Raw genomic sequence first — 19,289 nt, 5'->3', positions numbered from 1 at the left:
GCGAAAGCTATTATCTGACATGGCCCAAAGGCACGCCACCTTCCCCGCCATTGCTGAAGTTTCTGGACTGGATCCGCAGCGAGATATCAGAAGTTGATGATCAACCATCGACAGGCGACACGACGCTGCGGACGTCAGAAGCTGCTGTGGACTTGCGCTGAGAAGATACCAGCGCGCCAGTTATTCGCTATATGGACCAATGCATATGCCGGTCGCCCCGCCCGGCGAACCGTCACGCCTGAACATATACGTCAGATGGCGGCAGTTAAACTTTGATCAGCGGGTCGATGGCGCGTCATAGCAGACAAATGCCAGCTTATTTCCGTCCGGATCGCGGACATACGCACCATAGAACCCGTCGCCATACTGAGGGCGTCGGCCCGGCGTACCTTCGCTTGTCCCCCCATTCCGCAGCGCCAACGCATGAAGTTGATCAACAAGATCAGGCGCGCACAAGAAGGCTGTCATGGCTCCATTGCCAACACCGGCCTTTCCGCCATCGAAAGGATAGCCGGTAAAAAAGCGGGGAAAACTCTCGTCTTCGGCCTTGCCCCAGGAAGCCGAACTATCATCTCGCCAGCACTGATCCAAACCCATCGCCGCGAAAAGTGGATCATAAAATGCCAGTGCGCGTGAAAGGTCGGTGGTCCCGACCATTGTATAGCCAATTCCAGGCATTGATTGCTTCTTCACTATCGAGGCCCCTCTGCATCTTGTCGCGGCGTCACGCACTGCGCGCCGCATCGCTGCCGGAATTCCCGTCCTGACCCGGCATCAAACCGGTATCTGCCAGTTGCTCTGAATCAGGAAGATCAGCAAGGCTTTGCAGATCAAAGGCCACAAGGAACTGCGCGGTCGTGACGAATGTATAGGGCGCCCCGCGACGCGGTTCGCGCGGACCCGTGGCAATCAACCCGCGCGCGACAAGCCGCCCGATCAGATCGCGGCTGATATCCTTGCCGAAGATATCCTTCAGGCCATCGCGTGTGACCGGCTGATGATAGGCAATGGCCGCCAGCACCGCGATATCAAATTCCCCCAGGTCCAGCGATTGCGTGCCCACATCCGCCGCCGCGCGGATTGCGCCCGCATAGCCGGGCTTTGTGCGCAGTATCCAGCCGCTACCGACCTGCGCAACCATGTAGGGGCGGTCAGCCAGATCAAGCGCCAGATCCGCGATCAGCAGATCAACCGATGCCCCCTGCCCCACCACACGCGCCAGATCCGCACGCGCGACGGGCGCGGCAGAGGCAAAAAGCACAGCTTCGATCCGGCACAGCCATTCACGCCAGCGCAAGGCCGGCGGTAAATCCGCCAGTTCCCGGTCAAATTCCGTATCCGCTCTGCCCTTCGCCATGTCAGAGTCCGAAAAGCCGGAATGTGTCGCGCCCGGTCAGTTCGCGCAGGGCACCAAGCGCCACCAGCCGGTCACACAGCCGCCGGGCCGCGCGGTCTGACATGGCCCCCGTCAGCTGCGCGGGCGCTGTCGCATCGCGGGTCAGGAACAGCTCTATCGCGCGGGGGGCGGCCTTGGCGCGCAGCTTTGGGGCGACAGCCTTCAGGCGCGCGGCGCTGTGGGACAATCCGGCGGCCAGCGGCAACGCCCTGCGGATTGATCTGATCAGCGCCTGATGACAGGCAAGACGCAGCGCATCACCGCGCGCCGTCAGATCGCGGCGCGGCATCCCCGCCCCCAGAAGCGGGATCAGATGATCCCATCCCAAAGCGCGGGCAAGGGCCGCATCGGCAAGGATCAGTGCGGTCAGTTCATCGCGGGGGGCATCGCTCAAAACCATCTCGATCATCTGCGCAGCCTGCGCGACCGGATTGCCGGCACCCGGCGCGGCCCATGCGCGAAGCTGCGCCGCATCCAGCCCCGGCAAGGCGCGTTGCAGGCGCGATTGCGACAAGGGCCGCGCGATCACATTCTGCCAGACCAGCGCGATCGCGCCCGCAGGTCCGGGCTGGTCGCCGGGGCGCAACAGGCAGGTTTCATCGCGAAGCGCGGCTTCATTCTCCCGCCGCCCGGCCAGATTTGCGCAATGCGCAGCCGCCGTCAGCGCCAGCCGCGCCCGCCACAGCGCATCCGGCAAATCCGGGCGCGCGCGCACCATATGCAGCATGGCCAGCGCTGCGCCTGAACAGATGGCGGCATCTTCCAGCGTTCCGGCGGGCATTCGCACCAGCCAGTCGGGCAACCGCTGCGGTGTCACATCCGGCACGGGGTCATGAAACAGGGGGTAGGTCATACGCCACAGCTTAACCCAAAGCGGCGGTTCTGGCCACGAAATATCACCCTAACCGCCGCGCGTCCCGGTGGTTGGCACGTGCCGCAGGCGCGACCCAAGGTCCGCGTGACACCGGTTCCGCCACACCCTCATATATCCGAAAAAATATCCGGCATAATTTCTTCCCAGAAGGCGAAGATTGCCCGCGCATTCAATGCGCTGGACCAGCCCTGACGGGCGAAATCCGCGCGTTCCAGTTCCGCATCCAGCCGCGACAGGAAAAGCTGTTGGTCGCGGCGCTGCGTTTCGGGATCACGCGATTCAGCGACGGCGCGCACCTTCGCAAGCCGCGCGGCGCGCACGCGACGGGCCTGTGCGACCTCTGCCTCGCGTTGTGCCGCTGCATCGCGGGCCTGTGCGGCTTCCTGTGCGCGGCGCGCGGCATTGGCAACCGCTTCCGGGCTGGGCGGCGCGGCATCGTCCGTGTCTTGCGCCGCATAGTCATCGCGCAATGCGGCCGCCAGATAGCGTACAGGGCTTTTCACCCCCCCCTGCCCTTCTACGTAGTCAAGCTTGCCGCGCACATGATCTTCGCCATGTTCGGAAATCCATTGCCGCGCCAGACGGTCTGACACGCCCATACTTATCAGCCGTTTGTAAATAGCGCTGCTGCGCATCCCTTCGCCGTCATCGATGTCGAACATTGCCAGTTGCGGGTTCTCGCGGATCAGAAAGCGGATTTCACTGACCGCCCTGCCCTTCCGGCGGAATTCCGGTGTCAGGATGATGTCGGAATTCTTGTTCACTTCAGTAACTGCGGGCTTGATTATCTTGGCATTCAGTTGCTTGAAGCTTTCGTAATAGGTGCTGCCATCCACCCCCATCAGCCTGCGGAACAGTTCAATCGGCCACCACCCGGTGGAACCGGTGCGGATGAACCTGAAGCAATTCTCATAAAGCGCCAGCGCATGGCCGCTTGTAAACCGGCGCTGAATATTCAGGTTTATCAGCGCAAAGACCTTGGGGTCGTGCAGTTTTTCGGCCAGCGCAGGGGAGTAGGAATATTCACAGACCCCGCCGCGCAGCCGGGCATAGGCCAACAGCGCTGACACGCCCCATTCCTGTTCGCCCTGTTCGTTCAGCATATCCCATTCGGCCAGCGTTTCCGCCAGCGAGCGCAACGCATCCTTCAGGGTTTCCATATCATTGGAATTATAGCCGATCATCAGGCAGAGCGTGCGGGCGTCGATGCTGTGTTTCTGACGGGTGATCAGATGATCATAAGCATTGAGCAACAGGACATTCGACATCTTGCGCTGCAGCAAGGTCAGCTTGCCCGACACATGGATCGCCGCCACGTTCTTCTTGACCGCGGCTTTGGCCATCGCGTCTTTTTCGCGGGCCTTTGTCACCTGTTTCCGAACTTCCGGCATTGCCGCCCTGCCCCTGCTGCTTTCCGATTACATCGGTTTTGCCTGCCGCGATTCCCTGCGCTGTTTGTGCATCAAACATGCCGCCAAAGGAACCCATGATCAAGGAAGCAATAGGTTCCATAAGGAAGAATCGGCGGTTTCATCCTGCAAACGGGTTCCTTTAGACTGCGATACAAGGCGTCTTTCCGAAAACACCGGGGCAAGGTCCATATGCCTGCCTTACTTCCGGGCGCTTTTCGGGCAAGACTACGAATCAACACCGAATCGGCGTGAAACTGTCGGCGCGCGGGGTCATAAACGCGACATTTCAGGTGCATATTGGTCAGGAACAGGGCCTATACGCTCCCCTGTAAACGGGTGCCCAAGGTCCTGCAAACGGGTTCCTTTATACCTGCAAACGGGTACCATTGATCCCGTAAACAGGTGCCATTGGTCCTGTATTCAGGTACCAAAACTTATGTAAGACATTGTATATAAATGTTTATTTATACGTAAAGAGTCTTAAAGATTCTTATAACTCTTACAATCTTTATATCCTGCGATGTCCGTGTGTTTTTCTTCTGTTCCTGATTTTCCAGAAATTACCAACATGGTGAATTCCTGATCCGCTGAAATCGCGAAATGCCCGGATTTGCGTGTTGCACAGGCGCTGATCCCGGCTGTCCCCGCGGGGACAAGGCGTAAATTCCCAAAGAAAGATGATTGGCGTCCGGGTGTTTTCGGCGTAGTCTGACGGAAAACAACGATCAACGTTCCACCGCAACTTACAGATGACAGGCCAGCATGTTCACACATCAAGACCTCGCCGATCTGCAGGCGCAATCCCTGCGTATGCAGAACTGGATCCGCCGACAGACCTATTCCCCCGAACATGAAAAGACATTGCGCCGCTTTTCCAGCTGGGAACTGTCCGAACTTATCCTGCAGGTAAACCAGTCGACGCTGCGTGGCAAACTGGCGGCTGATCCGTCCCTGCCCCAGGGGCTGGTCGAAGAAGATGGTCGCCAGCGCTGGTTCTCGCTGGAAGAAATCAACGAGTTGCGCCGCCGCCTTCGGATTGGCCGTAAATCACTTATGGCACCGCGCCCGCAGGGCAAGCGTGCCTTGCGCGTGGCGATTGCCAATTTCAAGGGCGGGGCCGGGAAATCCACCGTTGCGCTGCATTTCGCCCATGCCGCCGCGCTGGATGGCTACCGCGTTCTGACGGTTGATTTCGATCCGCAGGCAACCCTGTCGCATTCCATGGGCCTGTCTGACGTGGCCGAAGAATACACCGTCTGGGGGATCATGGCGCGCGATCTGATCCAGGAGACGGAGCGCATGAACAGCTCCCTGCGCGGCGCAGAAAGCGGGTCCGCCCTGCCCCAGCGTGGCCTGCCTGCCGCGATCACTGAAATGGGGCTTGCGGATCTGCGCCTTGCCGATTTCATCAAGCCGACATGCTGGCCGACAATCGACATCATCCCGTCTTGCGCGAATGCCGCGTTTGTTGAATTCGCCAGCGCGCAATACCGCCATCTAAACCCCGAATGGTCGTTCTTCGCAGCGGTTTCGCGGTTCCTCGATTCACTGCCGCGCGACAGCTATGACCTGATCCTGTTCGACTGCCCGCCTGCCATTGGCTATCAGTCCATGAACGCGGTTTTCGCGGCGGACATGCTCTATATCCCTTCTGGCCCCGGCTATTGGGAATATGATTCCACCACCAGTTTCATCGGGCAATTGGCCGAAGCGCTGGAAGATCTGGGGCGTTTCGGCGCAACTGTCCCCGCGGGGACAGCACGTTTGCCGAAGGAATTTCTGGATGTCCGGTTCCTGTTGACACGGTTTGAACCGAACAATGATTTGCACCGTGCGATGGAGACAGCTTTTGGAAAGGTATTTGGCGATAGAATGGCCGAGCATCCGATTGAACTTACCCGCGCGGTGGAACAGTCGGGGCGTTTCCTGTCTTCGATCTATGAGATTGATTACCGCCAGATGACGCGCGAAACCTGGCGGCGCGCGCGTGGGTCTTTTGACCGCGCCTACGGGGAATTTCGCACCCACGCCCTGAACGCATGGGCCAAGCTGGAGGATCAGCCATGAGCAAGCGCCGCGTTTTCGATATCGGCTTTCCTGATGACGCAATCGAACCTGTCCCCGCGGGGACAGAAACCGCCAGCCGCCGCAGCCCGATGGCGGCAGCAATTTCAGAAAATGCCGAAGCCTTGCGCGACCGCGCAGAAGTAGAAGCGCAAATCCGGGCCGAAAATGATGCCTTGGCACATGAATTTGTCCGGCTGAAAAAGCTGGGTGTGGTTGTTGACATGATCCCGCTGGACGATATCCGAGCGCAGGCCCTGACGCGGGATCGCGCCATCGGGCGGGATGATGAACTGGATGAACTGAAGGAATCGATCCGCGCCATCGGCCTGTCGAACCCCATCCGTGTTGTGGCGCGTGATGATGGGTTTGATCTGGTGCAGGGCTATCGGCGGCTGTCCGCGTATCTGGAACTGCTGGCCGAAACCGGCGACACCGAAAGCTGGGGGCGCATTCCTGCTGGGCTGGTGCCGGCAGACGGGTCGATGGAAGGGCTGTATCGACGCATGGTCGATGAAAACATGATCCGCCGGGATGTGTCTTTCGCTGAAATGGCCGAACTGGCCCGCGCTTATACGGCCGACCCGGACACCCCGGCCACGGGGCTTGATACCACAATTGCCACGCTCTACGCCTCGGCCAACCGGCAAAAGCGCATCTATATCCGCAATTTCGCCCGGATGCTGGATGCCCTGGGCGAAAGCCTGCTGTATGCGCCGGAAATTCCGCGCGCACTTGGTCTGGCTGTCTGGAAACGCATTGATCGCGAACCCGAAACGGCAGCGCGATTGCGCGCGCGTCTGGCGACGGAACCAACGCGCAGCGCTGAGCGGGAACTGGACATCCTGCGCGAATATGCCGAAAGCGCGGTGGGTGCGGGGCAGGGGGACACGGTAAGCCCTGCGCGCAAACCGGGCGCCAAAACCACGCTGCGGGTCGCGCATGGGGCCGAAATGGCGCAGCTCAGCGCGTCGGAAGGGCGGATAGAGCTGCGCTTGCCGCGTGATTTTACCGCGATAGACCGCAGCAGGCTGGAACGTGCCGTGACCGCCTTCCTGTCGGCGCTGGATGAATGACCAGATAAGCCGCCGTCTTCCGCGCCGGGCGTGGTCATGCCCGGCTGTCGGGTAATAGGATGGAAACTGCCTGACCCGGCAGGTCAGGCAATATTGCCACCGATAACAGCTGCCAGTGTGACCGCCCACAGCGGGTGCGTTAGAACGCAGCGGCCATTCCCAACACCTGAAATGTGAACTGTCCCCGCGGGGACACCGCTGCAACGCGCCCGAACACCGGTCCTGCGCAGCTGCGCCCGGGCGCATGTTCCAAACGGATGCGCAGGTTCAAGGCCTGCGACCGGGGCAGGGGGGGCCGATCGGTCTATATGCGGGCATGTCCGATCAGGGGTGTGGTAACGGGGCTGTTTGCGGGTGAATGCATGGGGCGGGTTCCCTGATGCCGCGTATCTGATTCCCCATGGCGTTCATGAATCACAAGCGATCAGCGGCAAATCACAGGGCGCTGCGCAGGGGTGTCAGATAAAGCGTGTGGGCACCTGAGAGGGATATGCCGCAGTGGTTTGCAAAATTGCCATATTTTGCACATATAAATTGATAAGTTAAAGTTCCGTATGATAATTCCCGCAGTATTCCGGATGCCGGGCCTGCCGCCGGAATCAATGGAAAACCTGATCTGACTATGCAATTCCGTCCGGGTGCTGCGGCGGCTGCGCGGCACCGATGCAACAAATGATGCTGCGGATCTGGCTGGGGGCGCGGCCCATAGCGACAAGGGGCCAAGAAGGCAGGCGCTGCACGGATTCATGCTGCCGGTCTGATGCGTCTGTGCGGGCTGGCCGCATTTCCATGTCGGGAGGGCCGGCAAAGATCCCGCAATCGCATTTATGTCTTTTTCGCTTCACGTTTGTCCGTTGCCTGCACATGCGCCACGAGCGCATTGGCATGCCCGTGGCCAAGGCCATGTGCTTCCTTCAGCCAGGAAACAAGCGCCATATGCTTCTGCTCGGGCTGCGCACGGATCAGGGCAAACCATTCCTCGACCGCGCGGCCGTAGGTTTTTTCGATTGAAGGAAAATAGGAGGCGGGCCCTTTGGCGGGGCGGTCTGGCATTGGTTGTCTCCGTCATGGATGGTTGCGACCGGTGGAACTTCGGTTTATCTTACAGTAAAGATATCTATCTTTTTGTCAAGATAACGGGGGTGGCAGTGGACCAACTTGATCGTGTGGGCCTGCGGCGCAGGCAGTGGGCCAGCGAACGGCCCGAGATGGATACAACCGGAATGGCCATCTTCGGGCGCGCCCGCGTAATCACACTTGGTGTGCGCACGGAAATCGAGAAGGTCTTTGACCGTTTCGGCCTGGACACTGGCGATTTCGACGTGCTTTCGACCCTGCTGCGCGCGGGCCCGCCTTATCAACTGCGCCCGACGGAACTGTTTCGCTGGCTGATGATCACCTCGGGCGGGTTGACCGCGCGACTTGCCCGCCTGGAAAAGCGCGGGCTTGTGGTGCGGATACCAGACCCCATGGACGGGCGAAGCATACTTGTGGCGCTGACGTCCGAGGGGCAGCAAAAGGCAAGCGCGGCGATTGTCGAGGATATGCGCATTGAAGCGGAGCTGCTGGGCGGGTTGTCGGCGGAAGAAAAGGAAACCCTTGCTGCGTTGCTTCGCAAGCTCGCCCTTTCGCTCGAAGCCAGGGGGCTGTGAGAGCGGCAGCCGCCCTATGCACACGATCTTCACCCGAAGTCAGAGGCCGGTCCACGTGTGCTGCCTGTTTCCGCAGATTGATCTGAACGCGGAGGACAAAGGCGGCCGCGCGGGGCACATCACCCCCTTGCCCCGGCGCGTGGGGTTACCACATCTTCCGCAAATGGCACATTGCGCCCTGCCTGCCAGATCGCGCGCAAGGTCCAGTCGGGTGACAGAAAAACCAGATCGCCACGCGCGCCCGGTGCGATGCGCCCGCGATCCGTGGCGCCAATCAGGTCAGCGGGGATGCGGCTGGCCATAGCCAGCGCGCGTTCTGCGCCAACGCCCAGACCCGCGAGACAGGCCAGCGATTGCGGCAGGGAAATATCGGCCCCGGCCAATGTGCCATCAGCCAGCGTCAACCGGCCTCCCGCGCGCAGGATACGCCGCCCCCCAAGGGTGATTTCGCGCAGATCAGTACCTGCAAAGCCCATGGAATCGCTGACCAGATACAGCCCGTCCGGGGCTTTCATCTGTAGTGCCACAGCCATGCATTCAGGCGCGACATGCACGCCATCGGCGATTATGCCAGCCACAAGCGGGCTGGTCAGTGCCGCGCCCACCAGACCGGGCGCGCGGTTTTGCAGTGCGCCCATGGCGTTATACAAATGCGTCACGCTGCGCGCGCCTGCCCTGTGCGCGGCCAGCGCGGCTGCGCTGTCGCAACCCGAATGCCCAAGGCTGATGATCGCACCAGCTTCGGCCAGCGCGGCGATCTGGTGCAGCGTGGCACCTTCCGGCGCCAGGGTGACCATCAGCGCGGGAAGTGCCTGCGCCGCATCGCACAGCAGTGCCAGATCGGCTTCATCCATGGGGCGTATCAGGCCCGCGTCATGCGCGCCCTTGCGCGCGGGGTCCAGATGCGGCCCTTCCAGATGCAGGCCGGCAAATCCCGCCACACTGTCGCGCGCGGCGTCCATCCCCGCGGCAATCACCTGTCGTGTCACATCAGGGGTGTCGGTGATCAGGGTGGGCAGGATGGCGCAGGCCCCCAGCCGCGCATGGGCCGCACAGATGCGCGCCAGCTGCGCGCAATCAGTGCCCGCGCCGACCATGACACCGCCCCCGCCATTGACCTGCAAATCCACCAGGCCGGGGGCCAGAATGCCCATGCCCAGATCCCGCGCGGGCGCAGGCAGGACGTCCCCTTCTGCGTGCAGGCCCAGAATGCGCCCCTGTGCCGACAGGCTGACGGCCGCATTGGCATGCATCCGCGTGCCGTCAAAGACATGGGCAGCTTTCAGAACCTGCATCATCAGACAGTCTCGGTTACTTTGCGCAAGTGGCGCGGTGTGTCGGGTGCCAGCCCGCGTCTGCGCGCCAATCCTTCAATGAATGCATAGAAGGACACCACCCGCAACAACGGATCGACCAGCGGGTGCAGCGGCGGCGGGGCAGGCAGCGCCACCAGATCCGGCAGATCAGCGGTCACAAACACATCCGCGCCCTGCTGGTGCAGCTTCTGGGCAGTGGCGGCGAAATTTTCGCGCGCCGCATCTTCGCAGATCATCCCCAGCACCGGAAAGCCGCGTTCCACCAATGCGGCAGGGCCATGCAGCACTTCGGCCGCCGAATAGGCTTCGGCATGAATGGCCGAGGTTTCCTTGAATTTCAGTGCCATCTCGCTGGCGATGGCATAGCCTGCGCCCCGCCCCAGCACAAACAGGGCAGGCGCTCGCACCAGCCTGTCCGACAGCGCGCCCCAATCGCAGCCAAGCGCCTGCGCGCAGGCCTCCGGCAGGGCTGCAAGCGCGTGCGACAAATCGCTGTCGTCCTGCCATGCCGCAAGAAGTGCCAACCCGCCCACCACCGAGGTGACGAAACTTTTTGTCGCTGCAACACTGCGTTCAGGGCCGCAATGCAGGGGCAGGCAATAGCTGCTTTCGCGCGCAAGATTGCTGTCGGGGTTATTGGTAAGCGCCACAGTTATCGCGTCGGATGCGTGCGCGGCACGTGTCATCGCCACGATATCGGGGCTTTGGCCGGATTGCGAAATCGCCAACCCCAGTGTCCGCGGCAACCGCAGCTTTGCGTTATAGACCGACGCGACCGATGGCCCGACGGACGCCACGGGAATGCCCGACAGAATTTCACAAGCGTATTTGAAATAGCTTGCCGCATGGTCTGACGACCCGCGCGCCACAGTGATAACCAGTTGCGGATCGAACTGGCGCAGCCTGTCGGCGATGGTGCCCAGGCTTTCGGCATTCTGGCTCAGGCAGGCCGCTACACTGGACGGTATTTCCGCGATTTCCTGTGCCATGAAGGTCTGGGTCATGAAGATGTTTCCTTATGTCTTGCGCCGTGGCGTGCTTGCCAGATAGCGCCATCAAGTGCGGTTCCTTTGGGTGCTGCGCGGTGCAGATATGCACCGCCCTGCGCCATGATCCGGTCAAGTAGCACGGGCCCAAGCCCGCCTGTGGGGGCCACCGGCATATCCCGGTCGCCTGCCTGCAAGTGACTGATGGCGCGCTGCAAATAGGCGCAGCCCCGATCCAGTATATTCCCTGCGACGGGGCATTGCGCGCGGTCATGTTGCAGCACAAGCGGCGCGAGTGCCGCGTAATCCGCAGGGCGCGCACGACCCGCAAACCCTATGATCTGCGGCAGCGGGCCAAGCTGTTGCCAGATGGCCTGAAGAAGGGGGCCGTCCTGCCCGAACCCGTCGCGCGCATGCAGGCAAAGCCGCAGCGCTTCGCGCCCGATCCATGCGCCGCTGCCTTCATCACCCAGCACGAAACCATACCCCCCCAGACGTTGCATCTGCCCCTTGCGCTGACGTGCCAGCACCGATCCGGTGCCAACCGCCAGCACAATGCCATCATCCTGCTGGAAAGCGCCCTTCAGCGAAATGTCGATATCACCCATGACGGAAACCTGCGGATAGGGCAGTGCGTGCTGCAAGCGTTGCGCCGCGCCCGATTCGCTTGCCCCTGCCAGCCCCAGCACAATCCGTGTCTGTGTGGCGGCGCCATCGGGCAGCAGGGCCTGTGCATGGGCAAGTGCCTGCGCCAAAGTCGCCGCAATTTCACGTTGGGCCCCATCGGGGTTGCTGAACACATTGGCCGCGCCACCGGTCACGACCGGCGTGCGGCGTCCGTCTTCCAGCTCTGCCTGCGCGCGGCATCCTGTGCCGCCACCATCCAGTCCAATGAAGATACGCATTCCCGTCCCCTTTGATGGCAATAATACCAAAAGAATACCATATGGAAAGTGGTTTCTTACGTACACCGAAGTCACCAGACCCATGCAGATGCATTATTATTAGGTTAGGATCGCCACTTTAACGCATGTAAATGCTGATTTTTTGTGTTTGTGATGGATGTTCCGGGGCTATTTTCACAATCATGCTGTCGAATTTTCTAGACAAATGGTATTCTTTTGGTCCTATATACGGCGGGGGAAGCCAAAAGAAACGGATCACTGGTCCGGCATGCTGGCCCCGCTACAACAAGGAGGACTGCCATGACCACCCGCAAAACCCTGATCCTGACAACTGCAATTGCCCTATGTGCAACGGGCACAGTTGCGCAGGATGTCACGCTGACCATCGAAAGCTGGCGCAATGACGACATCACCATCTGGCGCAACCAGATCATTCCGGCTTTTGAAGCCGCGCATGACGGCATCAGCCTGGATTTCCAGCCGATGGCACCCGCGCAATACAATTCCGCGCTGAATTCAAAACTGGATGCGGGCACTGCCGGCGATATCATCACCTGCCGGGCCTTTGACGCATCGCTGCAATTGTTCGAGCGTGGCCAACTGGCCGATCTGACGGATCTGGACGGTATGGCCAATTATTCCGATGTCGCACGCTCGGCCTGGTCCACCGATGATGGCGCTCAGACCTTTTGTGTGCCTGTGGCATCGGTGATTCACGGATTCATCTATAACGCCGAAATATTCGCCGAACTCGGCCTTGAAGTGCCTACCACCGAAGATGAATTCTTTGCCGTTCTGGACGCAATTGAAGCGGATGGCAGCTATATCCCTATGGCCATGGGCATCAATGACCAATGGGAAGCTGCGACCATGGGTTATGCCAATATCGGGGTGAATTTCTGGAACGGCGAAGACGGACGTGCCGCGCTGATCGCCGGTGAAAGCCGCCTGACTGATGATGCATGGGTGGAACCTTTCCGCCAGTTGGCGCGCTGGTCGACGTATCTGGGGCGCGGGTTTGAATCGCAAAGTTATCCTGACAGCCAGAACCTGTTTACATTGGGGCGCGCGGCAATCTATCCGGCGGGGTCGTGGGAAATCGCGGGCTTCCGCGAACAGGCCGATTTCGAAATGGGCGCATTCCCGCCACCTGTCCCCGCGGGGACGGACGGGTGCTTCATTTCCGACCATACCGATATGGGCATTGGCCTGAATGCAGCATCCCCCAATCAGGAAGCGGGCCGCATCTTTCTGGAATGGCTGAGCAGTGACGAATTTGCCAACCTCTTTGCCAATGCGGTTCCCGGCTTCTTCCCGCTGTCATCGGCCGAGGTGACACTGGAAGACCCGCTGGCGCAGGAATTCCTCGGCTGGCGCGAGCAATGTGAAAGCACCATCCGGCCCTTTCACCAGATTGTATCACGCGGCACGCCGAACCTGTCGAACGAAAGCTGGACAGCTGCGGCCAACGTGATGCGCGGCACATGGACACCGGAAGAAGCAGGCGAGGCGCTGCAATCGGGCCTGTCATCCTGGTATGAACCGCATCAATAAGCGCAAAACGCGGCCCCGTACCTGACCCGGGGCCGCACCCCGCATTCCTGACCATACCGGAGGGTTCCATGCCCACTGCCCGCACCCCGCGTCGCCCGATCCGCTGGCATATTGCAGTGTTTCTGGCGCCCGCTGTTCTGATCTATACCGCGATCATGATCATCCCGCTGTTTGGCACGCTGAACCTGTCGCTGTTCACGCGCGGCGAAGGGGGAACGCGCGAATTCAACGGGCTTGCCAATTTTGCCACGCTGTTCGGTGATCCGCGTTGGTCGGGGGCGTTCTGGAACGCAACATGGAACAACCTGTGGTTTTTCATCATTCATATGCTGGTGCAAAACCCCATCGGCATTGCGCTGGCCGCGATCCTTTCATCGCCGCGCCTTCGGTTTGCGGCCTTCTATCGGACAGCAATATTCATTCCCGCTATCCTGAGTTTCGTGATTGTGGGGTTTGTGTGGAAGCTGATCCTGTCCCCGCTTTGGGGGGTTGCACCCACATTCATGGACACGCTTGGCATTGGCAACTGGTTCGCGCCATGGCTGGGGTTGGAACGGTCCGCCCTGACCACGCTGGCGCTGATTTCTGTCTGGCAGTTCGTGGGCATCCCGTTGATGCTGATCTATGCGGCATTGCTGTCCATCCCGGATGAAGTGCTGGAAGCCGCCGAAATGGATGGCATTACCGGCGCCTCGCAGTTCTGGAAAATCAAGCTGCCGCTGATCCTGCCCACGATCGGCATCATATCTATCCTGACTTTCGTGGGCAATTTTAACGCGTTTGACCTGATCTATGTCACCCAAGGGGCGCTTGCCGGGCCAAATTACGCAACCGACATTCTGGGCAGTTTCCTGTTCCGCACCTTCTTCGGCTTTCAGTTGCAACTGGGCGATCCGCATATGGGTGCGACCGTGGCAACAGTGATGTTTTTCATCATTCTGGCGGGTGTGTCGCTGTATCTGTTCGGCGTTCAGACGCGGCTGCGCCGCTACCAGTTCTAGGGGGTCATCATGTCTGCACGCGCCAATATCCTACGCAGCTCCTTCGCCCATGCGATCCTGATTGCCTATACAATTCTGGCACTTTATCCGGTGCTGCTGATCGTCATCAATTCGATGAAGTCGCGCCGCGCCATCTTCAATGACCCGCTGTCGCTGCCCACGCGCGAAACATTTGATCTGGTTGGCTTTCATACTGTGCTGGAGCAGGGCAATTTCCTGCTGTATTTCCAGAATTCCATGGTTGTGACTGTTGCCTCGCTGTTTTTCGTGCTGTTGTTCGGGGCGATGGCGGCTTTTGCGCTGGCTGAATACCGCTTTCGCGGCAATCTGCTGATGGCGCTCTATCTGGCGCTTGGCATCATGATTCCCATTCGTCTGGGTACTGTGGCGATCCTGGAAATCATGGTTGCGGCAAATCTGGTCAACACGCTGACGGCGTTGGTCCTTGTCTACACAGCGCAGGGTCTGCCGCTGGCAGTGTTCATCCTGTCAGAGTTCATGCGGCAGGTGTCGGATGATCTGAAGAATGCCGCGCGTATTGACGGGCTAAGCGAGTATCGCATCTTCTTTACCATCGCGTTGCCGCTGGTGCGCCCCGCACTTGCGACAGTGGCCGTGTTCACCATGATCCCCATATGGAATGACCTGTGGTTCCCGCTGATCCTTGCACCGGGGGAATCCACCAAGACGCTGACGCTGGGAAGCCAGATTTTTCTTGGCCAGTATGTCACCAACTGGAACGCGGTGCTGGCGGCACTGACGCTGGCGATCTTCCCGGTGATAGTGCTTTACCTGATCTTCTCGCGCCAGTTGATCCGCGGTATTACCAAGGGGGCGGTGAAATGATCCGTGTTCTGGTTGTGGGGCTTGGCCAGATGGGCCAGAGCCATGCAATGGCCTATGCCAGTCTGCCCGAATTTCAGGTCGTGGGGCTGGTCAACCGGTCTGACGTGGCACTGCCTGACGCGCTGGCGCATCTGGACATTGACCGCGATTTCGATGCAGCCCTTGCACGGCTGAAGCCGGATATGGTGGCAATCGCCACCTATTCCGACAGTCATGCAGCACTTGCGATCAAGGCCATGGACGCTGGCGCGCATGTGTTTGTTGAAAAACCGCTGGCGACCACCGTGGCAGATTGTCAGGCCGTGGCCGATACCGCCGCGCGTACCGGTCGCAAGCTGATGGTGGGCCATATCCTGCGCCATCATCCGACATGGGTTGCGCTGATTGCGGCGGCGCGTGCCATGGGGCCGCCCTATGTGTTTCGCCTGAACCTGAACCAGCGGTCCGCTGGTCCCGCATGGGACATTCACAAGGCATTGATGCAATCGACCCCGCCCATTGTGGATTGTGGCGTGCATTATGTCGATGTCATGTGCCAGATCACGGATGCCGCCCCTGTGGAAGTGCGCGGCATGGGCCTGCGCCTGTCCGATGAAATTGCGCCCGATATGTATAATTACGGGCATTTTCAGGTGATTTTCGCAGACGGATCCTGCGGGTGGTATGAAGCGGGCTGGGGCCCGATGATGTCGGAAACAGCCCATTTCGTGAAAGACGTGATTTCGCCCCAAGGGGCCGTGTCGCTGCGCGCGCCCCAAGGGGTGGGATCATCCGATGTCGAAGGGCACACTGCCGCCGACCATCTGATCCTTGCACCGACAGGGCAGAATGAGACGGTCAGGACATTCGCAGATAGTCCGGGCCATCAGGGCCTGTGCGACCTGCAGGCTGCCGCCATGGCGCGCGCCATATTGGACGATCACGACATGTCGCGCCATGTCAATGATGCCGTGCGTTCCGTCGGCGTATGTCTGGCCGCAGATGAAAGCGTGCGCACGGGCCAGACCGTGCGTATCGCATAACCAAAAAAGGGGAGGGCCTGATGGGCAATCTGACACTTGATAAAGTCTGCAAGTCCTTCGGCACGGTCGATGTCATCCGCGAAGTGGACCTTGCGGTAAATGATGGCGAGTTCTGTGTCTTTGTCGGCCCGTCCGGGTGCGGAAAATCCACGCTGCTGCGGATGATCGCGGGGCTGGAAGACATTACTTCCGGCGAGGTGAAGATCGACGGTACCGTGGTCAACACCACCCCGCCATCACAGCGCGAAATTGCGATGGTGTTCCAGTCCTACGCACTTTATCCGCATCTTAACGTGCGCGACAATATGGGGCTGGGGCTGAAACAGGCGGGCCAGCCGCGTGCGCAGATTGCGCAAACCGTGGAACGCGCAGCACATATGCTGGATCTGGAATCCTATCTGAACCGCCGCCCCGCAGAACTGTCGGGCGGGCAGCGCCAGCGCGTGGCCATTGGCCGCGCCATCGTGCGCAAGCCCAAGCTGTTTTTGTTTGACGAACCGCTGTCCAATCTGGATGCAGCGCTTCGCGTGCAAACCCGCATTGAAATTGCGAACCTGCACCGCGAACTGGGCGCAACCATGATCTATGTCACCCATGATCAGGTCGAGGCGATGACGCTGGCTGACCGTATCGTGGTGTTGCGGGATGGTCGTATCGAACAGGTTGGCGCACCGATGGAGTTGTATAAAAACCCCGCCAATGAATTCGTGGCGGGTTTCATAGGTTCGCCCAAGATGAACTTTCTGGATGCGCCCGCGCTGGGTGTGGCGGGCAAAAGCCTTGGCATTCGCCCCGAACATCTGGCCCTGTCGCGTGACGCGGGCATGATCGAAGGGCGCGTCAGCCATGTGGAACAACTGGGCGGCGAGACGCTGATATACCTGCGCGCGGACCCCCACGGGTTGATTACCGTGCGCCTGTTTGGCGAACACGCGGCTGAAGTCAATGATCGTGCCTTCGTCACCCCTGACATGGCCCGCGCGTTCCATTTTGGCGCAGATGGACAGCGCCTGAGCATGTGATAACCCCGCAGAACTGATATAAAAGGCCCCTGTGCATGACCGAATTTTCCGACCCTCGCTACCGTGAGCTGGACCGCTGGGACAGCCTGAGCGCCCTGCGCGCCATCTGGGAAAGCCAGATGGCCGCGATTGCCAGCATTGGCCCTGCCTTGCCCGCACTGGCAGAAATCGTCGAGGGGGCATTGCCCCGCCTGCGGGCAGGCGGGCGACTGGTCTTTGCGGGGGCAGGCACGTCAATCCGTATCGCCGTGCAGGATGGCACCGAACTTGGTCCGACCTTCAACTGGCCTGATGCGCGCACGCATTATCTGATTGCGGGCGGCGAAGCGGCGCTGCAGCTGGGGATTGAAGGGGCAGAAGACGACGCAGACGATGCCCGCGATCAGGTGGTGCGCGCAGAGATAGGCGCGCGCGATGTTGTCATCGGCATTGCCGCAAGCGGGCGCACCCCCTTCACGGTGGCCGCAATTGCGGCGGCGCGCGCGGCGGGCGCGCTGACCATCGGGATTGCGTGCAATGGCGGCACGCCTTTGCTGGATGCGGCTGAACATGCCATCGCCACCGAAACCGGCGCCGAAGTTCTGGCAGGGTCCACCCGGATGAAGGCAGGCACGGCACAAAAGGTGGTTCTGAACATGATTTCCACGCAGATCATGGTGCGGTTGGGGCATGTGCATGACGGGCTTATGGTCGACATGCGACCGCAGAACATCAAGCTGCGGGGTCGTGCGCAAGCCATGGTTCAGCGCATTGCAGACGTGCCCGCCGACACGGCAGAAAATGCGTTGATCCAATGCGACTGGCGGGTAAAGCCCGCTGTGCTGATCGCCATGGGCGCGACCCCCGACAGTGCCGATGATGCCCTTGAACGTGCAGGCGGCATATTGCGCGACGCCATCGCGGCGCAACAGGCCACACCATGACATGGCACCACGAACTGCTTGTATCCCGCGCAGAGGACACGCCGATCTATGTCCGGCTGGCCACGATTTTGCGCGAGAAGATCCAGCAGGGGGAATTTTCCGTGGGCGACGCGCTGCCGTCTGAACGCGATATTGCCGAACGCATGGCGGTGTCGCGCGTCACGGTGCGCAAAGCCATTGACCTTCTGATGCGCGAAGGCGTGCTGTCGCGCAAACACGGGTCTGGCACCTATATCGCGCCCCGGATTGAACAACCCTCATCGTTGTTGGCGGGGTTTTCCGAAGATCTGCGTCGGCGCGGGCTGATTGCCGGGTCGGTCTGGCTGGAAAAGTCGACTGACACGGCCTCGCCGGATGAAGTGATCGCCTTCGGGCTGGCGGTGAATGCGCGTGTCAAACGGTTCAGGCGCATTCGCACCGCAAATGGCGAGCCGCTGGCGCTGGAACATGCCATCGTGCCTGAAGCCTATCTGCCCGATCATGACAGTGTGGATAATTCGCTATATGCAGCCCTTGATGCGGTGGGCAACAAGCCGGTCACAGGGCTTCAGCGGGTCACGGCCTCACTTGCATCAGAAGAAGAGGCGCAAAACCTTGGTGTGCCAAGCGGGGCGGCTGTGTTGCGGATTGAACGGCGCGGCTATCTGGCGGACGGGACCATAGTAGAACTGACCAGATCGGCCTATCGCGGGGACCGCTATGATTTTGTCAGCGAATTGCGGGCTATCTGAAACCCGCGTCGCAGGCATGCCCGGCCGGTTTGTTTGGGACAATGTTTTCTGACAGAACGGGCACCCGCTTTTGCATGCCGCACATGACGCGATGGACGCTTAATCCCCAAGTGGTAGCGGAACTGTGCGCCCGTGATAGGCCGTCAGCGAAGCCCGCACCCGGCGCAGATATTCAGAACTGAGTTCAGGCCGCTCACGCGCGACGGACAATGCCAGCGCGTCCAGCACAATCAACAGTGAAAACCGGATGGCGGTGGGTTTGAAAATATCGGGATGTTCGGGAATCGCGAATGTGATCGGAATTTCTGCCAACTGTGCCAACCGGCTGTTGGGGCTGGTGACGGCAATGGTGGTCGCGCCATAGGGGACTGTTGCATTAATCCGTTGAGCCGTGTGACGTCAAATATGCTGAGGTTACGCAACGGTTTCGAACAAGCGATCGATGAACGCGATCTCGCCTCTGACTCCTGGCTGTTTGTGGTCCAGATGGTCGCGCTTGATGGTTCGGA

The 19,289-nt window shown here is 60.3% G+C and carries 19 protein-coding genes and 1 pseudogene; 10 read left to right on the top strand and 10 right to left on the bottom strand.

Annotation, left to right across the window (positions count from 1 at the left end):
• Positions 1-276 precede the first annotated feature (276 nt).
• The 4 genes from PUT78_RS21110 to PUT78_RS21095 all read right to left on the bottom strand — a co-directional run bounded on the left by PUT78_RS21110 (position 277) and on the right by PUT78_RS21095 (position 3,661).
• A complete protein-coding gene (locus PUT78_RS21110) occupies positions 277-693 on the bottom strand; it encodes a VOC family protein (protein ID WP_274354233.1) in 417 nt (138 codons plus the stop codon).
• 31 nt (positions 694-724) lie between these two features.
• Positions 725-1,357: an SMC-Scp complex subunit ScpB gene (gene scpB / locus PUT78_RS21105; protein WP_274354232.1), complete on the bottom strand. Its 633-nt coding sequence runs from the start codon at positions 1,355-1,357 to the stop codon at positions 725-727.
• Position 1,358: 1 nt separating this feature from the next.
• On the bottom strand, positions 1,359-2,249 hold the full coding sequence (locus PUT78_RS21100) for a DUF1403 family protein (protein WP_274354231.1): 891 nt from the start codon (positions 2,247-2,249) through the stop codon (positions 1,359-1,361).
• Between the two features lie 128 nt (positions 2,250-2,377).
• Positions 2,378-3,661 carry a replication initiation protein gene (locus PUT78_RS21095; RefSeq protein WP_420793541.1) on the bottom strand — a complete coding sequence of 428 codons (1,284 nt, stop codon included), beginning with the start codon at positions 3,659-3,661 and terminating at the stop codon, positions 2,378-2,380.
• A 783-nt stretch (positions 3,662-4,444) separates the two neighbouring features.
• Between PUT78_RS21095 and PUT78_RS21090 the strand changes: the two genes are divergently transcribed.
• Both PUT78_RS21090 and PUT78_RS21085 read left to right on the top strand, forming a co-directional pair.
• Positions 4,445-5,749 carry an AAA family ATPase gene (locus tag PUT78_RS21090; RefSeq protein ID WP_274354230.1) on the top strand — a complete coding sequence of 435 codons (1,305 nt, stop codon included), beginning with the start codon at positions 4,445-4,447 and terminating at the stop codon, positions 5,747-5,749.
• Positions 5,746-6,822: a ParB/RepB/Spo0J family partition protein gene (locus tag PUT78_RS21085; protein ID WP_274354229.1), complete on the top strand. Its 1,077-nt coding sequence runs from the start codon at positions 5,746-5,748 to the stop codon at positions 6,820-6,822. Before PUT78_RS21090 ends, PUT78_RS21085 begins: the two co-directional genes overlap by 4 nt.
• Before the next feature lie 825 nt (positions 6,823-7,647).
• Here PUT78_RS21085 and PUT78_RS21080 read toward each other — a convergent pair.
• Complete coding sequence (locus PUT78_RS21080; RefSeq protein WP_274354228.1) at positions 7,648-7,875, bottom strand: DUF4287 domain-containing protein; 228 nt, start codon at positions 7,873-7,875, stop codon at positions 7,648-7,650.
• A 95-nt stretch (positions 7,876-7,970) separates the two neighbouring features.
• Between PUT78_RS21080 and PUT78_RS21075 the strand changes: the two genes are divergently transcribed.
• A complete protein-coding gene (locus tag PUT78_RS21075; protein WP_274354227.1) occupies positions 7,971-8,474 on the top strand; it encodes a MarR family winged helix-turn-helix transcriptional regulator in 504 nt (167 codons plus the stop codon).
• Positions 8,475-8,593: 119 nt separating this feature from the next.
• On the opposite strand, the gene PUT78_RS21070 is transcribed toward PUT78_RS21075, so the two are convergent.
• The 3 genes from PUT78_RS21070 to PUT78_RS21060 are packed head-to-tail and all read right to left on the bottom strand — an operon-like array spanning position 8,594 to position 11,681.
• On the bottom strand, positions 8,594-9,772 hold the full coding sequence (locus PUT78_RS21070; protein WP_274354226.1) for an N-acetylglucosamine-6-phosphate deacetylase: 1,179 nt from the start codon (positions 9,770-9,772) through the stop codon (positions 8,594-8,596).
• On the bottom strand, positions 9,772-10,794 hold the full coding sequence (locus tag PUT78_RS21065) for an SIS domain-containing protein (RefSeq protein WP_274354225.1): 1,023 nt from the start codon (positions 10,792-10,794) through the stop codon (positions 9,772-9,774). The genes PUT78_RS21070 and PUT78_RS21065 overlap by 1 nt, the downstream gene beginning before the upstream one ends.
• Entirely contained in the window at positions 10,791-11,681 is an 891-nt protein-coding gene (locus tag PUT78_RS21060; RefSeq protein WP_274354224.1) for a glucosamine kinase nucleotide-binding domain-containing protein, read from the bottom strand. Before PUT78_RS21060 ends, PUT78_RS21065 begins: the two co-directional genes overlap by 4 nt.
• A gap of 300 nt (positions 11,682-11,981) precedes the next feature.
• Between PUT78_RS21060 and PUT78_RS21055 the strand changes: the two genes are divergently transcribed.
• The 7 genes from PUT78_RS21055 to PUT78_RS21025 all read left to right on the top strand — a co-directional run bounded on the left by PUT78_RS21055 (position 11,982) and on the right by PUT78_RS21025 (position 18,780).
• Entirely contained in the window at positions 11,982-13,235 is a 1,254-nt protein-coding gene (locus PUT78_RS21055; protein WP_274354223.1) for an ABC transporter substrate-binding protein, read from the top strand.
• Between the two features lie 68 nt (positions 13,236-13,303).
• Positions 13,304-14,236, top strand: a complete 933-nt coding sequence (locus PUT78_RS21050) for a carbohydrate ABC transporter permease (protein WP_274354222.1) — start codon at positions 13,304-13,306, stop codon at positions 14,234-14,236.
• A gap of 9 nt (positions 14,237-14,245) precedes the next feature.
• A complete protein-coding gene (locus PUT78_RS21045) occupies positions 14,246-15,082 on the top strand; it encodes a carbohydrate ABC transporter permease (protein ID WP_274354221.1) in 837 nt (278 codons plus the stop codon).
• Entirely contained in the window at positions 15,079-16,104 is a 1,026-nt protein-coding gene (locus PUT78_RS21040; RefSeq protein ID WP_274354220.1) for a Gfo/Idh/MocA family protein, read from the top strand. The genes PUT78_RS21045 and PUT78_RS21040 overlap by 4 nt, the downstream gene beginning before the upstream one ends.
• Before the next feature lie 20 nt (positions 16,105-16,124).
• Positions 16,125-17,126 (top strand): ABC transporter ATP-binding protein, encoded by a 1,002-nt coding sequence (locus tag PUT78_RS21035; protein ID WP_274354219.1) that lies wholly within the window; start codon positions 16,125-16,127, stop codon positions 17,124-17,126.
• A 35-nt stretch (positions 17,127-17,161) separates the two neighbouring features.
• Positions 17,162-18,049, top strand: coding sequence for an N-acetylmuramic acid 6-phosphate etherase (locus PUT78_RS21030; protein ID WP_274354218.1), 888 nt, complete (start codon positions 17,162-17,164; stop codon positions 18,047-18,049).
• Complete coding sequence (locus PUT78_RS21025) at positions 18,046-18,780, top strand: GntR family transcriptional regulator (protein ID WP_274354217.1); 735 nt, start codon at positions 18,046-18,048, stop codon at positions 18,778-18,780. Before PUT78_RS21030 ends, PUT78_RS21025 begins: the two co-directional genes overlap by 4 nt.
• Positions 18,781-18,879: 99 nt before the next feature.
• On the opposite strand, the gene PUT78_RS21020 is transcribed toward PUT78_RS21025, so the two are convergent.
• Both PUT78_RS21020 and PUT78_RS23905 read right to left on the bottom strand, forming a co-directional pair.
• A complete protein-coding gene (locus tag PUT78_RS21020; protein WP_274354216.1) occupies positions 18,880-19,092 on the bottom strand; it encodes a hypothetical protein in 213 nt (70 codons plus the stop codon).
• A gap of 102 nt (positions 19,093-19,194) precedes the next feature.
• Positions 19,195-19,289: pseudogene (locus PUT78_RS23905) on the bottom strand (IS6 family transposase); the annotation flags it as partial.

Origin of the sequence: Roseinatronobacter alkalisoli (genome assembly GCF_028745735.1) — a bacterium.
GTDB lineage: Bacteria > Pseudomonadota > Alphaproteobacteria > Rhodobacterales > Rhodobacteraceae > Roseinatronobacter > Roseinatronobacter alkalisoli.
The sequence above is the reverse complement of the archived record's forward strand: the minus strand, read 5'-3'. Positions and strand labels throughout refer to the sequence as shown.